General features: G+C 72.2%; 16 protein-coding genes. 10 read left to right on the plus strand and 6 right to left on the minus strand.

Annotated elements, in window-relative coordinates; genetic code table 11:
- The first annotated feature begins 24 nt into the window (after nucleotides 1-24).
- On the plus strand, nucleotides 25-567 hold the full coding sequence (locus tag ACQPZK_RS02995; RefSeq protein ID WP_433536821.1) for a TetR/AcrR family transcriptional regulator: 543 nt from the start codon (nucleotides 25-27) through the stop codon (nucleotides 565-567).
- A gap of 91 nt (nucleotides 568-658) precedes the next feature.
- The gene (locus ACQPZK_RS03000; RefSeq protein WP_433536822.1) at nucleotides 659-1,690 is read left to right on the plus strand and encodes a medium chain dehydrogenase/reductase family protein; all 1,032 of its coding nucleotides are present in this window, start codon (nucleotides 659-661) and stop codon (nucleotides 1,688-1,690) included.
- A gap of 6 nt (nucleotides 1,691-1,696) precedes the next feature.
- Here ACQPZK_RS03000 and ACQPZK_RS03005 read toward each other — a convergent pair whose 3' ends face one another.
- On the minus strand, nucleotides 1,697-2,491 hold the full coding sequence (locus tag ACQPZK_RS03005; protein ID WP_433536823.1) for an RNA polymerase sigma factor SigF: 795 nt from the start codon (nucleotides 2,489-2,491) through the stop codon (nucleotides 1,697-1,699).
- A 287-nt stretch (nucleotides 2,492-2,778) separates the two neighbouring features.
- Here ACQPZK_RS03005 and ACQPZK_RS03010 point away from each other — a divergent pair, with 287 nt between their 5' ends.
- Nucleotides 2,779-3,993: a PP2C family protein-serine/threonine phosphatase gene (locus ACQPZK_RS03010; protein ID WP_433536824.1), complete on the plus strand. Its 1,215-nt coding sequence runs from the start codon at nucleotides 2,779-2,781 to the stop codon at nucleotides 3,991-3,993.
- A gap of 67 nt (nucleotides 3,994-4,060) precedes the next feature.
- Nucleotides 4,061-5,128: a DUF2855 family protein gene (locus ACQPZK_RS03015; protein ID WP_433536825.1), complete on the plus strand. Its 1,068-nt coding sequence runs from the start codon at nucleotides 4,061-4,063 to the stop codon at nucleotides 5,126-5,128.
- A 14-nt stretch (nucleotides 5,129-5,142) separates the two neighbouring features.
- Here ACQPZK_RS03015 and ACQPZK_RS03020 read toward each other — a convergent pair whose 3' ends face one another.
- A complete protein-coding gene (locus ACQPZK_RS03020; RefSeq protein WP_433536826.1) occupies nucleotides 5,143-5,943 on the minus strand; it encodes an SDR family NAD(P)-dependent oxidoreductase in 801 nt (266 codons plus the stop codon).
- A 225-nt stretch (nucleotides 5,944-6,168) separates the two neighbouring features.
- On the opposite strand from ACQPZK_RS03020, the gene ACQPZK_RS03025 reads away from it, so the two are divergent.
- Genes ACQPZK_RS03025 through ACQPZK_RS03035 form a run of 3 tightly spaced genes read left to right on the plus strand, consistent with a single transcriptional unit; the run spans nucleotide 6,169 to nucleotide 9,315 of the window.
- Nucleotides 6,169-8,001, plus strand: coding sequence for a sigma-70 family RNA polymerase sigma factor (locus tag ACQPZK_RS03025; RefSeq protein WP_433536827.1), 1,833 nt, complete (start codon nucleotides 6,169-6,171; stop codon nucleotides 7,999-8,001).
- Nucleotides 8,001-8,633 carry a DUF305 domain-containing protein gene (locus ACQPZK_RS03030; RefSeq protein WP_433536828.1) on the plus strand — a complete coding sequence of 211 codons (633 nt, stop codon included), beginning with the start codon at nucleotides 8,001-8,003 and terminating at the stop codon, nucleotides 8,631-8,633. The genes ACQPZK_RS03025 and ACQPZK_RS03030 overlap by 1 nt, the downstream gene beginning before the upstream one ends.
- A complete protein-coding gene (locus ACQPZK_RS03035; RefSeq protein WP_433536829.1) occupies nucleotides 8,620-9,315 on the plus strand; it encodes a hypothetical protein in 696 nt (231 codons plus the stop codon). Before ACQPZK_RS03030 ends, ACQPZK_RS03035 begins: the two co-directional genes overlap by 14 nt.
- An 8-nt stretch (nucleotides 9,316-9,323) precedes the next feature.
- Here ACQPZK_RS03035 and ACQPZK_RS03040 read toward each other — a convergent pair whose 3' ends face one another.
- Nucleotides 9,324-9,881, minus strand: coding sequence for a GNAT family N-acetyltransferase (locus ACQPZK_RS03040; protein ID WP_433536830.1), 558 nt, complete (start codon nucleotides 9,879-9,881; stop codon nucleotides 9,324-9,326).
- A 115-nt stretch (nucleotides 9,882-9,996) separates the two neighbouring features.
- On the opposite strand from ACQPZK_RS03040, the gene ACQPZK_RS03045 reads away from it, so the two are divergent.
- From ACQPZK_RS03045 to ACQPZK_RS03055, 3 genes are read left to right on the plus strand one after another with little or no spacing between them, the layout of a single operon-like run.
- On the plus strand, nucleotides 9,997-10,707 hold the full coding sequence (locus ACQPZK_RS03045; protein WP_433536831.1) for a siderophore-interacting protein: 711 nt from the start codon (nucleotides 9,997-9,999) through the stop codon (nucleotides 10,705-10,707).
- Nucleotides 10,704-11,978 (plus strand): MFS transporter, encoded by a 1,275-nt coding sequence (locus ACQPZK_RS03050; protein ID WP_433536832.1) that lies wholly within the window; start codon nucleotides 10,704-10,706, stop codon nucleotides 11,976-11,978. The genes ACQPZK_RS03045 and ACQPZK_RS03050 overlap by 4 nt, the downstream gene beginning before the upstream one ends.
- Nucleotides 11,975-13,471: an MFS transporter gene (locus tag ACQPZK_RS03055; RefSeq protein WP_433536833.1), complete on the plus strand. Its 1,497-nt coding sequence runs from the start codon at nucleotides 11,975-11,977 to the stop codon at nucleotides 13,469-13,471. The genes ACQPZK_RS03050 and ACQPZK_RS03055 overlap by 4 nt, the downstream gene beginning before the upstream one ends.
- On the opposite strand, the gene ACQPZK_RS03060 is transcribed toward ACQPZK_RS03055, so the two are convergent.
- From ACQPZK_RS03060 to ACQPZK_RS03070, 3 genes are read right to left on the minus strand one after another with little or no spacing between them, the layout of a single operon-like run.
- The gene (locus tag ACQPZK_RS03060) at nucleotides 13,468-16,335 is read right to left on the minus strand and encodes an FAD-binding and (Fe-S)-binding domain-containing protein (RefSeq protein WP_433536834.1); all 2,868 of its coding nucleotides are present in this window, start codon (nucleotides 16,333-16,335) and stop codon (nucleotides 13,468-13,470) included. The two genes, ACQPZK_RS03055 and ACQPZK_RS03060, sit on opposite strands and share 4 nt — an antisense overlap.
- A 25-nt stretch (nucleotides 16,336-16,360) precedes the next feature.
- Nucleotides 16,361-17,536, minus strand: a complete 1,176-nt coding sequence (locus tag ACQPZK_RS03065; protein WP_433536835.1) for an anhydro-N-acetylmuramic acid kinase — start codon at nucleotides 17,534-17,536, stop codon at nucleotides 16,361-16,363.
- 11 nt (nucleotides 17,537-17,547) lie between these two features.
- Entirely contained in the window at nucleotides 17,548-19,107 is a 1,560-nt protein-coding gene (locus ACQPZK_RS03070) for a sodium:solute symporter (protein WP_433536836.1), read from the minus strand.
- Nucleotide 19,108: the final 1 nt, after the last annotated feature.

Consider the following 19,108-nt stretch of genomic DNA (forward strand, 5'->3'; position numbering starts at 1 on the left):
GTTTGTGAGTGCACACTTACAAACATGCGATCCACCGCCGAGGCCCGACGGGCCGTCGTTCTGAACGCCGCCGTGTCGGCGTTCGCGCGCACCGGCTTCCACGCCACCCCGGTCACCGCCGTCGCGGCCGCCGCCGGCATCTCCGAGGCGTACGTCTTCCGGCTCTTCGCCGGCAAGCTCGGGTTGTTCGTGGCGGCAGCCGAGGCGTGCTTCGAGCGGATCGTCGCGGCGCTCGAGATGGGCGCGGAGCGCGTGGGTGACGCCGGTCCGGACGAGATCCTGGACGCGATGGGTGGCGCCTACGCCGAGTTGATCGCCGACCGGGATCTCCTGCTGCTCCAGGTGCAGGCGCAGGCCGTCACGGACGTACCCGAGATCGCCGCGGCGGTGCGGGCCGGCTACAAGCGCGTCGCCACCTTCGTGCAGAACCGGTCCGGCGCGAGCGATGCCCAGGTGCAGCAGTTCTTCGCGTACGGGCAGCTCTGCCACCTGATCGTGACGGCCGGCCTGGAGCAGGTGCCCGAGCCGTGGGCGAGAGCGCTGACGGCCGGCATTCGACACCCCTGATCCACGTCCGACCACGGGCCGCTCCGGGCGGCCCACTTTTTCCACACGACAAGTGAGTGAGTGCACACTCACAAACAGGGGGAGGCAAGTGATGACCAGCAGCGAGATGATCACCGAAGTGGTGCTGCCCGGCGTGGTGGAGCCGGACGGCCTTCAGATCAACCGAGGGCCGATGCCCGTCCCGGCCGCCGGACAGGCGCTCGTCGAGGTCGAGGCCACCGGCATCTCGTACGCCGAGCAGAGCATGCGCCGCGACCTCTACCCGGGTCAGCCGGCGTTCCCGTTCGTGCCCGGCTACGACCTCGTCGGCACCGTCCGCGCGGTGGGACCGGGAGGTGACGGCTCGCTGATCGGTACGCGCGTCGCGGCGGTCACCAAGACCGGCGCCTGGACCACGCACGCGGTCGTGGACGTCGACGACCTCACGATCGTGCCGCCCGGCCTGGACCCGGCTGCGGTCGAGACCGTCGTCGTGAACGGGGTGACCGCCTGGCAGATGCTGGACCGGGCCCGGCTGCGGGCCGGGCAGACGATCCTCGTGCACGGCGCGAACGGCGGTGTGGGGACGGTCCTCGTCCAACTCGGACGCCATCTCGGGCTGCGGGTCATCGGCACCGCGGCCCCGCGACACCACGAGGCGCTGCGGGCGCTCGGTGTCGAACCGCTCGACTATCGTGCCCCGGACCTGGCCGCGCGGGTCCGGGAGTTGTCTCCCGACGGTGTCGACGCCGTCTTCGATCCGGTGGCCGGCCCGGGCGTACGCACCTCGTACCGGCTGCTCGCCCCCGGTGGCACGCTCGTCGTGTACGGCACCGCGTCGGCCAACGGCGCCGCGCGGTCGATCGCCTGGGTCTTCGTGAAGCTGCTGGCCCGCCTCTACACCTGGAACGCCCTGCCGAACGGCCACCGGGTCGGCTTCTACAACTTCTGGGCCGGTCGCCGTACGCGCGGCGCGGCGTTCCGGCGTCGGCTGCGTGCCGACCTCGGCATCGTGCTCGACCTGCTCCGCCAGGGCGTGCTCGTGCCGCAGATCGCCGCCCGCTACCCCCTGACCGAGGCCTCCGCCGCGCTGGCCTTCGCCGAGGCCCGCACCCGGCCCGGCAAGGTGGTGCTGGAACCCTGAACCGGCTCAGCCGGCCTCCTCGCCGAGATGCTTGCGCAGTGTGGCCAGCGACCTGGTGAGCAGCCGGGAGACGTGCATCTGGGAGACGCCGATCCGTTCGGCGATCTGGGCCTGGGTCAGGTTGCCGTGGAACCGCAGGCTGAGGATCTGGCGTTCGCGGTCGGGCAGCGTGGCGAGCGCCGGGCCCAGGGCCACGCGCAGGTCGACGAGGTCCAGCCCGTGGTCCTGGACCCCGAGGGTGTCGCCGAGTTCCAGGGTTCCGTCGACGCCCACGGGGGTGGACAGCGAGGTCGTGCGGTACGCCCGCGCGCCCTCCAGCCCTTCCAGCACGGCCTCCTCGGAGACGTCGAGGTAGGTGGCGATGTCGGCGACCGTCGGCGAGCGGCCCAGGGTGTGGGTCAACGTGCTGTTGGCGGCGCTGATCGACAGCCGGAGTTCCTGGAGGCGGCGAGGAACCCGTACGGCCCAGGTGCGGTCCCGGAAGTACCGCTTGATCTCGCCGGCGATGGTCGGGATGGCGTACCCGCTGAAATCGACGCCGCGCCCGGCGTCGAAGTGGTCGACGGCCTTGACGAGGCCGACCATGGCGGTCTGCGTCAGGTCCTCGTCGGGCACGCCGCGCCCGGAGTAGCGGCGGGCCAGATGGCGGGCGAGTGGCATCCAGGCCTCGATGGCGCGGTCGCGCAGGGCCGGCCGGCGCGGGTCGTCGGCCGGGGTGGTGACCAGCTCGACGATCAGTTCCTCAGTGCTGGCGGTGCTCCGACGGGTGGTGCCGGCTGTGTGCTCCACAGTGGTGACCATGGGATCGGTCCTCTCCACGGGGTGCCCATCAGCGAGGTCGACCGGAGAGAGATCCGAACCGGCTGTCGCCGGAGCGCATGGACGGACGGGATGCGCAGTCGAGGAGGGTCCACAACCCGGGCCTCGCCACCGCGTCATGTCGTTCACGTGCCAGCGCCGACGCTACCCGAAAGTGCGATCTATTACTAGCCGAAAGTATGAATGGGTGAAGGTAGGGGGAGGTCAGGCGCACATTGGCAGTTCGCTCCCGGGCTCCTAGGGTGGTCAGGACACGGGGAGGTGGGAGCGTGGTCGACGCTGGCGACGCGGCGCGTTGGCTGCAGCTCAACGCACCCCGGGGCGGGCCCGACGAGCTGTCGCTCCTCGTCACCCGGGCAGCGCCGTCGGTCGGCGCCACCGAGATCGTGATCTATCTGGCCGACTACACGCAGTCCTGCCTCGTGCCCATGCTGGGCGCCGGTCTGACCCGGGACGAGTTGACGATCGAGACGACCCTGGCCGGTCGGGCGTTCACGACCCTCGACGTGCAGCGAGCCGCCGAAGCCCCGGACCGGCTCTGGGTGCCTCTGCTGCTCGGCTGTGAGCGGCTCGGTGTTCTGGAGGTCGTGTCGCCGGCCGCGGGTGACCCGGCGTTGGACGGGCCCGCCTGGGAGTTGGCCGTCAACGTCGCCCAGGTTCTGGTGAACCGCCGGCTCTACGGCGATGTCGTCGAGCGGATGCGCCGCCGCCTGCCGATGCAGGTCGCCGCCGAGATCGTGTGGGGGCTGCTGCCGCCGCTGACCTTCGCGACCGACGATCTGGTGATCACCGCGATCCTCGAACCGTGCTACGACGTGGGCGGGGACATCTTCGACTACGCGCTGAACGGCGACGTTCTCAGCGTCGGACTCTTCGACACCTGTGGCCACGGCATCAGGGCGAGCAGCCTGGCCTCGCTGGTGGTCAGCGCGTACCGCAACGCCCGCCGATCCGGCCTCGACCTCGTCGACACGGCCATCAGCATCGACCGCTGGGTGCGCTCGGAGCACCCGAACTATTTCGCGACCGCGCTGCTCGCCGAGCTGGACCGGCGGACCGGCCGGCTCAGGCTGATCAACGCGGGGCACCCCGGCGCCATGCTGCTGCGCGACGGCAAGGCCATCCGGGAGCTGCCGGGGCCGACCGCGCTGCCGCTCGGCCTCGGTCACCTGTCGGAGAGAAGGCCCCGGGTGTACGAGGAGGAGCTGCACCCGGGTGACCGCCTCCTCGCCTACACCGACGGCATCACCGATGCGCGCAGTGCCGACGGGGAGCGGTTCGGGCTGGACCGGCTCGTCGACTTCGTCGACCGTGCCCTCAACGACAGCCTGCCCAGCCCGGAGACGATGCGGCGGCTGGTACGCGCCGTCCTCGCGTACCAGGACGAGCAGCTCGACGACGACGCGACGGCCCTGATCCTGGAGTGGCAGCCGCGGCACCTGCCGCTGGGGCACCTGCGCCACGTCACCGCGCCGCACCCCTGACCGTCGAGTGGGATTTTGCACTCCCAGTGCACTTGTCTGTGACTGTGAGGCTGTCTAGCGTCACACCATGGCTGACTCGTGGACCTTCGCCGTGGCCCGTGACGACCTCTCCCGGACCACCCTCGCCGACGACGAACTGCCCGGGTTGCCCGACGGTGCGGCGCTGCTGCGGGTCGACCGCGTCGGCCTCACCGCCAACAACGTGACCTACGCGGTGCTCGGCGAGGCGATGCGCTACTGGGAGTTCTTCCCGCCCGACCCGCGCGGGCTCGATCCACAGTGGGGGCTCGTGCCGCTGTGGGGGTTCGCCGAGGTGGTCGCGTCGACGGTCGACGGCGTCGAGGTGGGCCAACGGATTTACGGCTACCTACCGTCCGCCGGCCACCTGGTGGTCCGGCCGGACCGGGTGGACGCGTCCGGGTTCCGTGACGCGAGCCCGCACCGCGCCGGCCTGCCCTCGCCGTACAACGCGTACCGGGCGACCGACGGCGACCCGGCCTACCAGGCCGAGCAGGAGGACCTGCTGGTCCTGTTCCGGCCGCTCTTCTTCACCTCCTTCATGCTGGCCGACCAGGTCGTCGACAACGACTTCTACGGCGCGCGGTCGCTGGCGCTGTCGTCGGCGTCGAGCAAGACGGCGTACGCCGCCGCCTGCGAACTGCACGGCCGCGGCGCGCGCCTGATCGGTCTCACCTCGCCCGGCAACGTGGCGTTCACGCGGTCACTGGGCTGCTACGACGACGTCGTCCCGTACGACGAGATCGACACCCTCGACGTGGTCGACACCGCGTACCTCGACCTGTCCGGCGCGCCCGCGACCCGAGCAGCGCTCCGCGAACACCTCGGCGACCGGCTCGTCCGGGACATCGCCGTCGGGCTCACCACCCAGACGCCAAACGCCGAGGCCGCGGGCGAGGTCTTCTTCGCGCCGGTGCAGATGCGCAAGCGCAGCCAGGACTGGGGACGCGACGGCCTCGACGCGCGGTTCACCGACGCCTGGCAGCGGTTCGTCCCGATGGTGAGCGGGTGGCTCGACGTGCGGGTCAGCCACGGTCCGGAGGCGCTGCGGGACGCCTGGCTCGACGTCCTCGCCGGTCGTACGCCCCCACGGATGGGCCACGTCGTCCAGTTCTGAGCACCCGGCCGCCGTTACGGCACGATGGCGTCGACATAGCCGCCGTCGACCCGGACCGCCGCGCCCGTCGTCGCCGAGGCGAGCGGGGAGGCGAGGTACGTGACCATGTTGGCGATCTCCTCGGGCTCGATGAGCCGCTGGAGCAGCGACTGCGGCCGGTGCAGCCGCATGAACTCCCGCTGGGCCTCGTCCCAGGGGAGGCTGTCGCCCACGAGATCGGCGACGAGGTCCTCCACGCCGCCGGTGTGGGTCGGCCCGGCGAGCACCGAGTTCACGGTCACGCCGGTGCCGGCCGCGGCCTTCGCGAACCCGCGCGAGACGCCGAGCAGGGCGGTCTTCGAGACGCCGTAGTGGATCATTTCGGTGGGGATGACGACGGCCGAGTCACTGGCGATGTACTGCACCCGTCCCCATCCGCGGTCCATCATCGCCGGCAGGTAGGCGCGGGTCAGCCGGACACCGGCCAGCACGTTCACCTCGAAGTAGCGACGCCACTCGTCGTCCGAGATCTCCAGCGGCTCGGTGGGTCCGAAGATTCCGAGGTTGTTGACCAGGATGTCGACGCTCGGGAGCAGGTCGAGCGCGCGCGCCGTGCCCTCGTCGGTCGACACGTCCGCGTCCACCTCGACGACCTCCGCGCCGGGGACCTCGTCGCGCAGCGCCTTCGCCGCGCGCTCCACGCCGGCGGCGGTACGGCCGTTCACCGCCACCCGTGCCCCCGCCCGGGCGAGCCCGACCGTGATGGCCGCGCCGATGCCCTGGGTCGAGCCGGTGACCAGCGCGGTCCTACCGGTCAGGTCGATCTGAACCGTCATGTCCCGTCCCCGTTCCTGCGCACCGCACCCGTTCGCCGCAGCCTCGACCGTAACGGTGTCGGCCGGGCCCGGCAGGGTGAGTCGGACAGATCACGCCCGACGCACGCAGCCGGTGTCCGGTCCGAGCAGAAAACCGTAATGTGACCTGCCACCGCTCGTCTCCGATCAGGAGGCGGTCAGCGCGCACAGGCGCTGTTCGGACCGAGCGCACAAGGAGTGGAACCCATGTCGTCAGCCGGTCGGGCAGTTGCCGATCCCGGGTTGGTCGTAGCGGCGCGACAGGGCGACCGGCGCGCTCTCGACGACGTCGTGGCGGCCTCGCTTCCGCTGGTCTACAACATCGTCGGGCGTGCGCTGCGCGGCCACGCCGACGTCGACGACGTCGTCCAGGAGACTCTGGTACGGGTGATCCGGCACCTGCCCACCCTCAACGACCCGACGGCGTACCGGTCCTGGCTGGTGGCGATCACCATCCGGCAGGTGCGCGACTGGGACCAGCGTCGACGGCTCGCCCTCAACCGGGACGCCGGGCTGGACGCGATCCACAACGTGCCCGACCCCGCCTCCGACTTCGCCGGGATGACGATCCTCCGGCTCGGTCTCACCGACCAGCGACGTGAGGTCGCCGAGGCCACCCGGTGGCTCGATCCGGACGACCAGGAACTGCTCTCGCTGTGGTGGTTGGAGGAGACCGGCGAGCTGACGCGTACCGAGATCGCCGAGGCGGCGAATCTGTCGCCGGGGCACGTCGCGGTACGCATCCACCGGATGAAGGAGCAGATCCAGAGCGCCCGCGGTGTCGTCCGCGCACTGCACGAACGACCCGGGTGCCCGGACCTGCACGCCCTGACGGCCGAGTGGGACGGCAACCCCAGCCCGCTGTGGCGCAAGCGATTGGCGCGGCACGTCCGCGACTGCGCGTTCTGCGGACGCCTCGGCGCCGCCTTCCTGCCGATCGATCGGCTGCTCGCGGGGATGTCGCTGCTGCCGCTGCCGGCCGGCCTCAGCGCCCACATCCCGCAGGCGACCGTGCCCGCTGCCGTCGTACCGGCCGTGGGGCCGTCGTCGAGCGCCGCCGGCCTGGCGGCGCAGGCGCCCGGTGGCCTCCTGCCGTCCCTCGCCGCTTCGGTGGCGGTGGCGGTCACCGCGGTCACCGCGTTGGTGGTGCTCCTGCCGGCCGATCCGGCTGCCGCGCCACAGGCGGCGCCCTCCTGGGCCGCCGCGCCGCCCGCCTCGCCCACCGTCGTCGCTTCCCCCAGCAGGGCGCCGTCACCGAGCGTGCGTCCATCGCCCTCGAAGGCGCCGGTGGTGCCGGCGGTCAGCTCCGCGCGCAAGGGCGTCGGGGTGTGGAACTTCGCGGGCGCGAGTCAGGCGTTGGCCAACTCGAAGGCCGGTTGGTACTACACCTGGGGCACCCAGCATCCCGGCATCACCACTCCGCGGGGCGCGACGTTCGTCCCCATGATCCGTAGCGCGGAGAACGTCAACGCCACGGACCTTGCCCGGGCCCGGGCGGCCGGCCCCTACCTGCTCGGCTTCAACGAGCCGGACCTGTCCGAACAGGCGAACATGACCGTCGAGCAGGCGCTGGACCTGTGGCCGCAACTGATGGCGACGGGCAGCAAACTGAGCAGCCCGGCGGTCGCCTGGGGCGGTGCGGATCCGCAGGGTTGGCTGGGCCGGTTCATGGCCGGTGCCGAGGCCCGGGGTCACCGCGTCGACTTCATCGCCCTGCACTGGTACGGCGGCGACTTCACGACGGCCGCGGCGGTGAGCCAGCTCCGGCAGTACCTGCAAGCCGTGTACCAGCGCTACAAGAAACCGATCTGGCTGACCGAGTTCGCGCTGATCCGCTACGACGGCGGGGGTCAGAACTTCCCGAGCCAGGAGCAGCAGGCCGCCTTCCTCACCGCGGCCACCAGCATGCTCGGCCAGCTCTCCTACGTGCAGCGGTACGCCTGGTTCGGCCTGCCCGCGACCGACAAGGACAAGTCCGGGCTGTTCAGCGACGGCAACAAGGCGACGGCGATCGGCCGCGCGTTCCAGGCCGCGCGCTGATGACCGGTTCCGCGTCGAAGGCCCCCGCCTGGCGGATCGCCGGCGTCGCCGTGACCCTGGTCGCGACGACGCTGGCCGTCGGTCTGACCCGGAACGCGAGCCGCACCGAGCAACCCGCCGCGCCCGCGTCATCGGCTCCCGCGCCCGCCGCGTCGGTGCTGCTCAACGGCACCGACGACGCCTTCATCCAACTGCTGCTCCCGATGGACGAGGGCGCCCTCGCGCTGATCGACCACCTCGACACCCGTCCGTCGGCCACCGACCCCGCGCTGCGTGCCGTCCTCGGCGACATCCGGACGGCGCACCGGGCCGAGGCGTCGGAGCTGCGGCGTCTGCTGGCCGCCGGCAACGTCCCGGAACAGAACATCCACGAGGGGCACCAGATGCCCGGCATGGTGACGGACGACCGTCTCGCCGAGTTGCGCACCGCCCCCGACAGCGAGGTGCCGTCCCGGGCCGTCGGTCTGCTCCGGGCGCACCTCGAGCAGACGGTCGTGCTGTGTCGAGGGGAGCAGAACGCCGGGGGCAGTCCGGAGGTGAGAGCGCTCGCCGGCCGGATCCAGGCGACGCGGGCCGCCGAGTTGAGCGCTCTCGCGGGCCGCTCCGGCGCGGCCGACGATGCGGACCACTGACCTGTACGACACCGTCGACGGTCGGGCGCGGGTGCCGCGGGCTGCCCATCGCGCCGCGACGACCGGGTACGCGGGAAGCGCCCGGCGAGGTCGTACCGGTGGGGCGGTGCCGCCCGGCCGCGTTGCCCCGACCGCACCGACGGCGGGTTGGCGTGGTGGTCACCGGCGTGCCACGGGCCACTCCACCCTGGTCGGAGCGACCGCGCTGGTGGGCCTCGGGTGGTTGCTCGCGATCCTCGCCGCGCCGCACGTCACCCTCTCGCCGGGCGGGCGGATGCTCGCCCTCTTCTGCCACCTGACCTGCCTGGTGGTGGGCTTCGGCGCGGTGCTGACGGTGGACTGGTTCAGCCTGCGCTGGCTGCTGCGCCGCGAACCGCTCGACGCTGTGCTGAACGCGGCACGGGCCGCTCACCCGCTCATCTGGCTGGGCCTGGTCGGTCTCGTCGTCAGCGGCGTCGCGTTGGGACCGGACACCTCCTCCGCGCTGGTCTGGGTCAAGCTCGTCGCGGTGCTCGTGGTCGGCGTCAACGGGCTCTTCCTGGGCCGGCTACGGGATCGACTCGTCGCGGTCCAGGGCGACCCGCGCTGGTCCGCTCTGCTGCCCGGCGTCGCCGCCGCTCTCACCTCCCAGCTCGGCTGGTGGGCCGCGACACTGATCGGCTTCCTCAGCGCGAATCGCTGATCCGGTGGTCAGGCGGCCGGGTGGTCGGCCTCGAAGCGGGACCGGGTGAGGAACGCGAGCTGGGCGCGCTTGTCCGGCATGTCGATCTCGGCGTCGAAGGTGAAGCCCTCGATCTCCAGGCGGCGCAGCGCGAGGTGGTTGCGGACGTCCGGCTCGACGACGATCCGCTGCGCGGCCGGGTCGCGGAACAGGAACCGGGCCAGGGCCGGGCCGACCGCGTCGGTCAGGCCACGGGCGAGGTGGCGGGCCGGGCTGAGCAGCAGGTGCATCCCGATGTCCCCGGCCTGTACGACGTACCGCTCGCCGACCGGGTCCGCCTCGGGCTGGTAGGTCTGGAACAGGCCGACCGGCTCCCCGTCGACGCGGATCAGGTACGCGTGGTGGGTGGGCAGGCCGTCGACGAAGGTGTAGATCTCGCGGACCTCGTCGAGGGTGTGCGAGCCCATTCCCCAGAACGAGTTGCGGGGCAGCGTGACCCAGCGGTGCAGGAGCGCCGCGTCCCGGTCGGGCACCACGGCTGTCAACGTGAACTCGCCGAGGCCGGTGATCTTCTCCTGGTATGTCATGTCGTGCTCCTTTGTTGGCTGCGGGCCGAGGTGTCGCGAGGGGGACACGCGTTCCGCCGGCGGCGGAGGTAGGTTAGCCTGCCCTAACAAAGGTTCGCCTTACCTGGAGGGGTGCGTGAAGCGGAACTGGGAAGCCCTGGTCCTCAAGGCCATGGGAGGCCGGGACTTTCAGTTGACGGTGCGGGCCACCGAGTCGGTGGACGGGCACTACCAGCGGCTGCTCCTGGACGACGGCGGCCTTTTGGCGGAGTGCGGCGTCCACCCCACGATGTGGGTCCGACTGTGGTTCGACAACGACGGGCGGACGCACCAGCGGGCGTACACGCTTGTCGACCCCGACCCGGCCACCGGCCGCTTCAGTCTCGAGTTCGCCATCCACGACGGCTGCGCCGCACGCTGGGCGACCTCGGCGCAGGTGGGCGCCACGATCGTCGCCACCGTGCAGGGCAGCGCCTTCGAGTTGCCCGACCCCGCGCCGGAGCACCTCTACCTGGTCGGTGATGCGGCCTCCCTGCCGGCCGTCAACAGCCTGCTCGACGCCGGCGCCGACATCCCGGCGACGATCTGGCTCGAGTACGCCCACGAGGGCGAGAAGGCCCTCACGCCGCGCGCCCGCGCACATCACGACGTCACCTGGGTGCCCCGGGACGCCGACGGCCAGCACCTCGTCGACACCGTCCGCTCCGATCTGCCGGCGAACGACGCGGCCCACTACTGGGTCGCCTGCGAGGCGGCCACCACCCGGGGCATCACCCGACACATCCGCCGGACGTTGGGCGTGGACAAGAACCGGCTGACCTCACTCGGCTACTGGAGAGCCCCGTGAGAGGCCGGCTCGGCACCCTCACCGCGCTCTACGTCACCCAGTACCTCGGCATCGGCTTCATCACCGTCGGCCTCACCGCCATCCTGCGCGACGGCGGCACGTCGCTCGACACGCTGGCGCTCCTCCAGGTCGTCGGCGTGATCTGGCCCGTCAAGTTCCTGTGGGCGCCGATCCTGGACCGGTACGGCTCCCATCGCCGTGGCCACTACCGGTCCTGGCTGCTCGTCCTCCAGAGCGCTCTGGTGCTCGCCCTGCTGGCCCTGCTGCCGTTTCCCCGTCCCGCCGACGCGCTCGGTCCGGTCATTGCCATCTGCGCCGCGTACGTCTTCTTCTCCGCCACCCAGGACATCGCCGTGGACGCCGTCGCCGTCCGGATGCTCCACGAGGCGGACCGGGGGACCGGCAACGGCATTCAGGTGGCGGCGAGCTACCTCGGCAACCTGCTCGGCGGTGGCGCCTGCGTGCTGGTCTACGACCGGTTCGGCTGGGTGCCGGCGGTCGGCCTGCTGGCCGCGTTGACCGCGGTCGGGCTGCTGGTGGTGTGGCGGTTCTCCGAGCCACCCCGTACCGACCGGGTCGAGCGCGTCGGTGTCGCCTACCGGGCGCTGCTGTCGGTGTTCGGTCAGCCCGGCTGCCGACGGTGGACCTTCGGCGTCGTGCCGCTTGTCTACGTCGGCGCGGGCATGGCGTACGCCCTGGTCACGCCCGCCCTGGTGGACGCGGGATGGTCGCTGGGCCGGATCGGGGTGGTGACCGGTGTGGTGACCAGCGCGCCGGCCATCGTGGCCGGGCTCGTCGCCGGGGTCGGCGTCGGGCGGTTCGGCCGCGGCACGATGCTCGTGGCCGGCGGGGTGGCCCTCGTGGTGTCCACGACGATGCTGCTGCCGTTGCTGAACGGTCGTGCCCCACTGGGCGGGACCGTCACCGCGCTCTGCTGCTTCATGGTGGCCTACACGATCGCCAACGTCGTGCTCTACACGGTGAACATGGACTACTCGCGGCCGGGAACCGGTGGCACGGACTTCACCGTTCTGTCGTCGTTCGGCCTGGTGTGCTCGTTCGTGGCCTCCTCGGTGGGCCTGGCGGCCGCTGACCGGCTCGGTTACCCGCCGGTGGCGATCGCCGCCGTCGTGCTGGTGGCCGCCGGGGTCGCCCTCGGTCTGGCGCACCAGCGTCGGTTCCCCCGTACACCCCACGCCGCCTCCGAGCCGCCGACCGAGCGCAGTTCGACCGAGCGCGCTCCGGCGGACGACGTACGGGCGGCGGTGTGACGCTCACCCAGCCGGTCGCCGTCCCCACGACGGCGGTCCGGCCACCACACCGTTGGCTCATCCTGGCCGTGCTCTGCGTCGCCCAACTCGTCGTGGTGCTGGACAACACGGTGCTGACCGTGGCGGTGCCGGTGCTCACCAGCGAACTGGGCGCCAGCACGGCCGACGCGCAGTGGATGATCAACGCGTACGCCCTGGCCCTGTCCGGACTGCTGTTGACGGCGGGTGTCGCCGCCGACCGGTACGGCCGTCGCCGGATGCTGCTCGCCGGACTCGTCCTGTTCGGACTCGGCTCACTGGCGGCGGGCCTCGCGAGCAGCAGCGGCCAGTTGATCGCCGCGCGAGCGGGGATGGGCGTCGGCGGCGCGCTGCTGGTCACGTCGACGCTCGCGGTGGCGATGCAGGTCTTCGACGGCCCCGAACGCTCCCGGGCCATCGGCATCTGGGCCGCCACCAGCGCGTTCGGCTTCGCGGTCGGGCCGCCGATCGGTGGCACCATCCTGGCCCATCTGCCGTGGGGCGCGATCTTCCTGCTGAACGTTCCGATCGTGCTGGTCTGCCTGCTCGTCGGGCGGGCACTCGTGCCCGAGTCCCGTGGTACGGCCGCAGGCCGCCTCGACGTGTGGGGCGCGACGCTCTCCACCGCCGGGCTGACCGCGGTCGTCTTCGCGATCATCGCCGGGCCGGAGCGGGGCTGGGCCTCGCCCGAGGTGGTCGGCACGGCCGGTGTCGGCGTACTCCTGCTCGGCTGGTTCGTCCGCTGGGAGCGGCGGATCGCCCACCCGATGCTGGACATGCACTTCTTCCGGAACCGGCGGTTCGTCGGCGCGGTGTCCGGGGTCGTCCTGGTCACCTTCGGGGCGACCGGCGCGCTCTTCCTGCTGACCCAGCATCTCCAGTTCGTTCGTGGCTATCCGGCCTGGGAGGCGGGCCTGCGCATGGCCCCCTTCGCCCTGTCCATCGTGCTGCTCAACATCAGTGGGGTCGCGGCCGCCGTGATCCGCCGTATCGGGCTGGCCGCCGCCATCGCCGTCGGTATGACCCTGCTCGCGGCCGGCCTCGCGGTGGTGACCCTCCGGTCCGACAGCGGGTACGGGGTGCTGCTCGGCGGCCTGCTCGTCATGGGCGTCGGTTGCGCCCTGGCCAACCCGGCGATCGTGGAGGCCGTGATGAGCGCGATCCCGGCCGACAAGGCCGGTGCCGGCGCCGGCGTGGACGGGACCATGACCGAGGTCGGCAGCAGCCTCGGCATCGCCGTACTCGGTGCCGTCCTGAACGCGCGGTTCGCGGCGCTGCTGCCCGCCGCGCTGGCCGGCGCGGACTCGTTTCCGGCGGCGCTCGCCGCCGCACAGGAGGGACCGCAGCGGGCGGCGGTGACCAGCGCTTTCGCCTCCGCGCTGGAGACCGGGCAACTGGTCGGCGCCGCCGCTGTCCTGGCCGGTGGCCTGCTCGCCGCCGCGCTGCTGCGCCGCGCGGACACCGTCCGGACCTAGGCCGGCGGCTCGACCGCCTCGGCCAACACCTCCAGCACGTGCCGGTACGGCTGCCCGGTGGCCCGACTCATGCCCATCTCGCAGGTGCGGTTGCAGGAGGCGTACGCGTCGTGCGGGCGCTCGTTGACCTCGGCGGCCTGGGCGGCGGTGGCGCTGGCGGTGACCTCGGGGTGCAGCAGCCCCCGGTCGCCCGCGAAGGCGCAGCAGCCCCAAGTGTCCGGCACGGTCACCGTGTCGGCGACCGCCCGGGCCACCGTGTGCAGGTCGTCGACGCCGTCGAGGTGCACGGTCGAGCAGGTGGGGTGCAGCGCGAGCGAACCGAGCCGCCGGGGCTCGGGCAGCGCCGGCAGCAGGTGCTGCGCGGTGAAGGTGACGCTGTCGACGAAGCGCAGCCCGGCGTACTCTGCCCGGTCGTCCTCGGCGAGCGCGGTGGTCAACTGCGCGAGGCCGTGGGTGCAGGACGACGCGTCGGACACGACGGGCAGCCGGCCCTGGTCGCTCGCGGCCCAGAGCGCGGCCAGGGTGCGCTCGGCCATCTCGCGGTGCCCGGCCGGGTAGCCCTTGGACTGCCAGGGCGTCCCGCAGCACAGCCCCGCCGTGCCGGCCGGTACGACCACCGGCACCCCGGCCAGCTCGCACAGGCGCAGGAACGCCGCAGCCGAGCCGCCGGACCCGCCGTCCTGGGCCGCGAAGACGCTCCCGATGCACGCCGCGAAGAACACCGCCCGGGCGTCGGGCGCGCTGCGTGGCGTGGGACGGGGCGCGCCGGCCCGCGGGATGTCGTCGCTCCACTGCGGTACGAGTTCGGTGCCGCCGAGGGAACGGAGCACGCCGGTGGCGGCGCGAACGACCGGCGTCGGGGTGACGTGCGCGGTGTTCAGGCCGACCCGGACTCCGGTCACGGCGGCCTTCCAGTGCCGGGCGACACCGGCGGCGGTGCGCTGGGCGCGCGGGCTGTGCCGCTCGGCGCGCAGCCGCTTCATCGCCGCGCCGGTGTCGATGCCGACCGGGCAGGCGGTGACGCAGAGGCTGTCGGCGGCGCAGGTGTCCACCGCCGCGTACGCGTAGTCGTCGGTCAACTCGCGGCGGCGCTCCTCGTCACCGGCGGCGGTGGCGAGGGCGATCTGCCGTTGCAGCACGATGCGCTGCCGGGGCGTGGTGGTGACGTCGGCGGTGGGGCAGACCGGCTCGCAGTAGCCGCACTCCACGCACGCGTCCAGCTCCTCGTCGACCGTCGGCACGGACTTGAGCTGCCGCAGGTGCACGCTCGGGTCGTCGTTGAGGAGCACGCCCGGGTTGAGCAGGCCGGTCGGGTCGCACAGCCGCTTCAGCTCACGCATCACGTCGTACAGTTCGTCGCCGTACTGCCGGCGGACGAAGGGCGCCATGGCCCGGCCGGTGCCGTGCTCGGCCTTGAGGGTGCCGCCCTCGGCGAGCACGAGGTCGACCATGTCGTCGGTGAACCGCGCGTAGCGGTCGATCTCGGCCGGCGTGTCGAAGGACTGGGTGAGCATGAAGTGCAGGTTGCCGTCGCGGGCGTGTCCGAAGATCACCGCGTCGGGGTAGCCGTGCCGCTCGAACAGGTCGATCAGCCCGTCGCAGGTGCCGGTCAGTCGGGGCATCGGCACCGCGATGTCCTCCAGCAGGGCCGTGGTGCCGGGCGGGCGGGCCCCGGCGACTGCCGTGTAGAGGCCCTTGCGCAGGTGCCAGAGCTTGGCCCGTTCGCGCGGGTCCCGGGTCAGCTCGGTGCCGGTGACGGCGGGCAGCCGTTCGAGCACTACCCGGGCGTCGGCGAGCGTCGCGGCCAGGTGCTCCGCGCTGTCCTCGGCGAACTCCACCAGCAGCGCCGCGTGACCGGTGACGGTCAGCCCGCGCAGGGCCGGGCCCGCGCCGGGGTCGCGCTGGCTGACTCGCAGCGCGGCCGCGTCCAGCAGTTCGGCGGTACGCGCGCCGGCGGCGAGCAGGGCGGGCAGCGCGTCGGTGGCGTCGGTGAGACCGGGCAGGATGAGCAGCCCGGTCGCGGCATGCGGGCGGATCTCGACGGTACGGAAGACCGCCTCGGCGACGAAGCCGAGTGTGCCCTCGCTGCCGATCATCAGGTGGGCGAGCATGTCGACCGGGCTGCTGTGGTCGAGCAGCGAGTTCAGCCCGTACCCCATGGTGTTCTTCATGGCGAACAGCCGCTCGACGGTGGCGCGCGAGCCGGGGTCGGACCGCACCCGGTCGCGCAGCCGCAGCAGCCCGGCGTGCAGCTCGGGTTCGGCGGAGCGCAGCCGGTCGTCGGCGTCGCGGGCGGCGGAGTCGACGACGGTGCCGGACGGCAGCACGAAACGCAGCGACTCCATCGTGCGGTACGCGTTGTCGGTGGTGCCGCAGGTCATTCCGCTGGAGTTGTTGGCCACCATGCCGCCCACCGTGCAGGCGGCCTCGCTGGCCGGGTCGGGGCCGAGTCGTCGGCCGTAGCGGGCCAGCCGGGCGTTGGCCTGCCGGATCGTCAGCCCCGGTTGGAGCCGGATGCGCCGCCCGTCGTCGAGCACCTCGGCGTCGCGCCAGTCGGTGCGCACGTCGACAAGTACCCCCGCGCCGCCGGCCTGCCCGGCGAGGCTGGTGCCGCCGCCGCGCAGGGTCAGCGGCACCCCGGCCTCCCGGGCGCCGGCCATCAGTGCGCCCACCTCGACCGCCGAGGCGGCGCGGACCACCGCCTGCGGCTCGAACAGGTACGGCGAGGCGTCGTGCGCCGCCGCGAGCCGCCGGGGCAGCTCGGCGCTGGCCCGGCTCGGGTCGTCGAGACGAGAGCGCAGCAGGTCGGCGACCTCGCGGGCGCGGACGCCGGCGGCGGTCGGCGCGGGTACGACGGTGCTCATGGGCGGATCCTCCCGTGCGGGGCGGTCAGTCGGACGCGACGATCAGCAGCCGGGTCGGGGCGGTGCCGGCGGGCGCGGGCAGCCGCAGCGGCTCGCGACCGGGGGTGATGCTGCCGAGCACCGAGGCGTGCCGTGCGCCGGTGCCCGAGGGCAGGGTGCCCGGCAGCCCGTGCACGGTCAGGTAGCCCAGCAGCGCGAACGCCAACGCCTCCTTGGCGTCCGACGCGACACCCACCTCGTCGCTGGACGTCAGGTCGACGCCCGGCAGTTCGTCGACGAGCATGCCCATCAGGGTCGGGTTGTGCGCCCCACCGCCGGAGACCACGAGCCGGGTGACGCCGTGCGCGCGGCAGGCGTCGGCCACCGTGACCGCCGTCAGCCGGGTGAGCGTGGCCAGCACGTCCCGCGGGTCCGGGGTGGGCACGTCGGCCAGGGCGGAGAGCAGGTACGGGAGGTGGAACAGCTCCTTGCCGGTGCTCTTCGGGCCGGGCAGCCGGTAGTACGGCTCGTCGAGCAGCCGCCGCAGCAGCGCCGGGCTCACCTGCCCGGCGGCTGCCCCGCGTCCGTCCCGGTCGTACTCCTCGACGCCGTCGCTGAAGTGGCGTACGGCGGCGTCGAGGAGCGCGTTGGCCGGCCCGGTGTCGAACGCGAGCGGGTCGGCGTCCGGCGCGACGACCGTGATGTTGGCGATCCCGCCCAGGTTGAGGGCGGCCGGGACGCCCGGCAGACCGCGCAGCAGCAGCGTGTCGAAGAGGGCGACGAGCGGTGCGCCCTGGCCACCGGCGGCGACGTCCCGGCTGCGCAGGTCGGCCACCACCGGAAGACCGGTGGCCTCGGCGATCCAGGCCGGTTGACCCAGTTGCAGGGTGCCCCGGACCACGCCGCCCTCGACCCAGTGGTGCATGGTCTGGCCGTGCGAGACGACCAGGTCGGCTCGACCCTCGCACAGCTCGGCGAGGGCCCGCGTGCCGGCCTCGGCGAACGCCTGGCCGATGCCGGTGTCCAGCACGCAGATCGCCTCGGTGGTGGTCGGCGCGGGTGGCAGGGCGGCGGCGATCCGGGCACGCAGCTCGTCCGGGTACGGGTGGCTGAGCCGCCCCAGCGGGCGCATCCGCAGGGCGTCGCCGCTCAGCTCGAACTCGGCGGCGGCGGCTTCGATGCCGTCGTAGGAGGTGCCGGACATCAGGCCGATCACGCGCATTGGGGCCTCCTTCATGCCCGGCCCACGGGTGCCGCCGCGGTCTCGTCGTCATCGTCGACGCGGCTGTGGTCGTACGGCTCCGGGGCCGGGTGGAACCAGCTCGACACCGCGCCGACGGCCAGCGTGATCAGGACGCCGATCGGCACCAGCCACTGCGCGGCGATGGCGGTCGCGGTGGTGGTACCGGCCGTCGTCACATCGATCTTGACGTAGCGGACGATGTAGGTCATCACCGCGATCGTGACGAGGAAGGCGATCACCGCGTCGATCTGGTTGGCCCGCTTCACGAGGCGGCCGAGCAGGAACGCCCCGAGCAGCGCGCCGTAGGTGTAGCCGGCGATGGTCAGACCGGTCAGGTAGACGTTCCCGGTGCTGGAGCTGAACGCGCAGGCGAAGATCGCCATCAGCACCGCCCAGACCAGGGTCATCACCCGGGCGAGCCGGAGCATGGTGTCGTCCGACGGGACCTTCTTGAAGAAGCTGTGGATGAAGTCGGCGACGGTGGAGTTCGACATCGAGTTCAGCGCCGACGACAGCGACCCCATCGCCGCGCCGAGGATGCCGGCGACCAGCAGACCCGAGATGCCCACCGGCAGGGCGTGCAGGATGAAGTTCGGGTACAGGTTGTCGGTGCTGTTCAGGCCCAGCTCCTTGAAGGTCTGGCCCTTGTTGTACGACCACAGCAGCGCGCCGACCAGCGAGAACGCCGCGAACTGGATGACCACGAAGATGCCCGAGGAGACCATCGCCAACTGACCCTCGCGCAGCGTTCGGGTCGACAGGATGCGCTGGACGATGAGCTGGTCCGACCCGTGGCTGGCCATCGCGAAGATGGCGCCACCGATGATCGCGGTCGGCAGGGCGAACGGGCTGGTGAGCACGTGCGCGAGGTCGAAGTTGGTGTCGAAGAGCTGGAACTTGCCGGCGTCCAGCGCCTGCGAGTAGCCGTCGAAGCCGATGGCGTGGCTGAGCACCGCGATGGCCAGGATCGCCCCGCCCAGGTAGAGGCCCATCTGGATGGCGTCGGTCCAGATGACCGCCTTGATGCCACCGAGGTAGGTGTAGACCACCGTGATCAGCGTCAACACGATGATGATCGCCTGGTAGCCGACGTTCAGCCCGAACTCGTCGAGGAGCAGCTTGATCGGGATGGCCGAGGCGAACAGTCGTACGCCCTCGGCGAGCAGGCGGGTGAAGACGAAGGTGACCGACGCCAGGCCCTGGAGTTTCAGGCCGAACCGCTCACCCAGGTACTGGTAGGCGCTGACGAAGCCACCCCGCTTGTAGAGCGGGATGAGCACCGCGGCCACGATCACCCGGCCGATCACGTAACCGAGGGCCAGCTCGACGTTGCCGAAGCCCTGACTGCTGTAGGCGCCGCCGGGGACGCTGATCACGGTCAGGACGCTGGTCTCGGTGGCGACCACGGAGAACGAGACGGTCCACCAGGGCAGCTTGCCCTCGCCCACGAAGTAGTCCTTGGACGACTTCTGCTTACCGGACAGGCGTAGTCCGACAGCGGCGATCACCACGAGGTACAGCACGATCACGACAAGGTCGAGTTGACGCACG

Origin of the sequence: Micromonospora sp. CA-249363 (genome assembly GCF_050950185.1) — a bacterium.
In the GTDB taxonomy this organism is placed as follows: domain Bacteria; phylum Actinomycetota; class Actinomycetes; order Mycobacteriales; family Micromonosporaceae; genus Micromonospora.

What these genes read in the sequence shown, in the direction of transcription:
- ACQPZK_RS02995 (WP_433536821.1), top strand. Translation starts at nt 25, where the DNA reads ATGCGATCCACCGCCGAGGCCCGACGGGCCGTCGTTCTGAACGCCGCC.
- ACQPZK_RS03000 (WP_433536822.1), top strand. Translation starts at nt 659, where the DNA reads ATGACCAGCAGCGAGATGATCACCGAAGTGGTGCTGCCCGGCGTGGTG.
- ACQPZK_RS03005 (WP_433536823.1), bottom strand. Translation starts at nt 2,491, where the DNA reads ATGGTCACCACTGTGGAGCACACAGCCGGCACCACCCGTCGGAGCACC.
- ACQPZK_RS03015 (WP_433536825.1), top strand. Translation starts at nt 4,061, where the DNA reads ATGGCTGACTCGTGGACCTTCGCCGTGGCCCGTGACGACCTCTCCCGG.
- ACQPZK_RS03020 (WP_433536826.1), bottom strand. Translation starts at nt 5,943, where the DNA reads ATGACGGTTCAGATCGACCTGACCGGTAGGACCGCGCTGGTCACCGGC.
- ACQPZK_RS03025 (WP_433536827.1), top strand. Translation starts at nt 6,169, where the DNA reads ATGTCGTCAGCCGGTCGGGCAGTTGCCGATCCCGGGTTGGTCGTAGCG.
- ACQPZK_RS03030 (WP_433536828.1), top strand. Translation starts at nt 8,001, where the DNA reads ATGACCGGTTCCGCGTCGAAGGCCCCCGCCTGGCGGATCGCCGGCGTC.
- ACQPZK_RS03035 (WP_433536829.1), top strand. Translation starts at nt 8,620, where the DNA reads ATGCGGACCACTGACCTGTACGACACCGTCGACGGTCGGGCGCGGGTG.
- ACQPZK_RS03040 (WP_433536830.1), bottom strand. Translation starts at nt 9,881, where the DNA reads ATGACATACCAGGAGAAGATCACCGGCCTCGGCGAGTTCACGTTGACA.
- ACQPZK_RS03060 (WP_433536834.1), bottom strand. Translation starts at nt 16,335, where the DNA reads ATGAGCACCGTCGTACCCGCGCCGACCGCCGCCGGCGTCCGCGCCCGC.
- ACQPZK_RS03065 (WP_433536835.1), bottom strand. Translation starts at nt 17,536, where the DNA reads ATGCGCGTGATCGGCCTGATGTCCGGCACCTCCTACGACGGCATCGAA.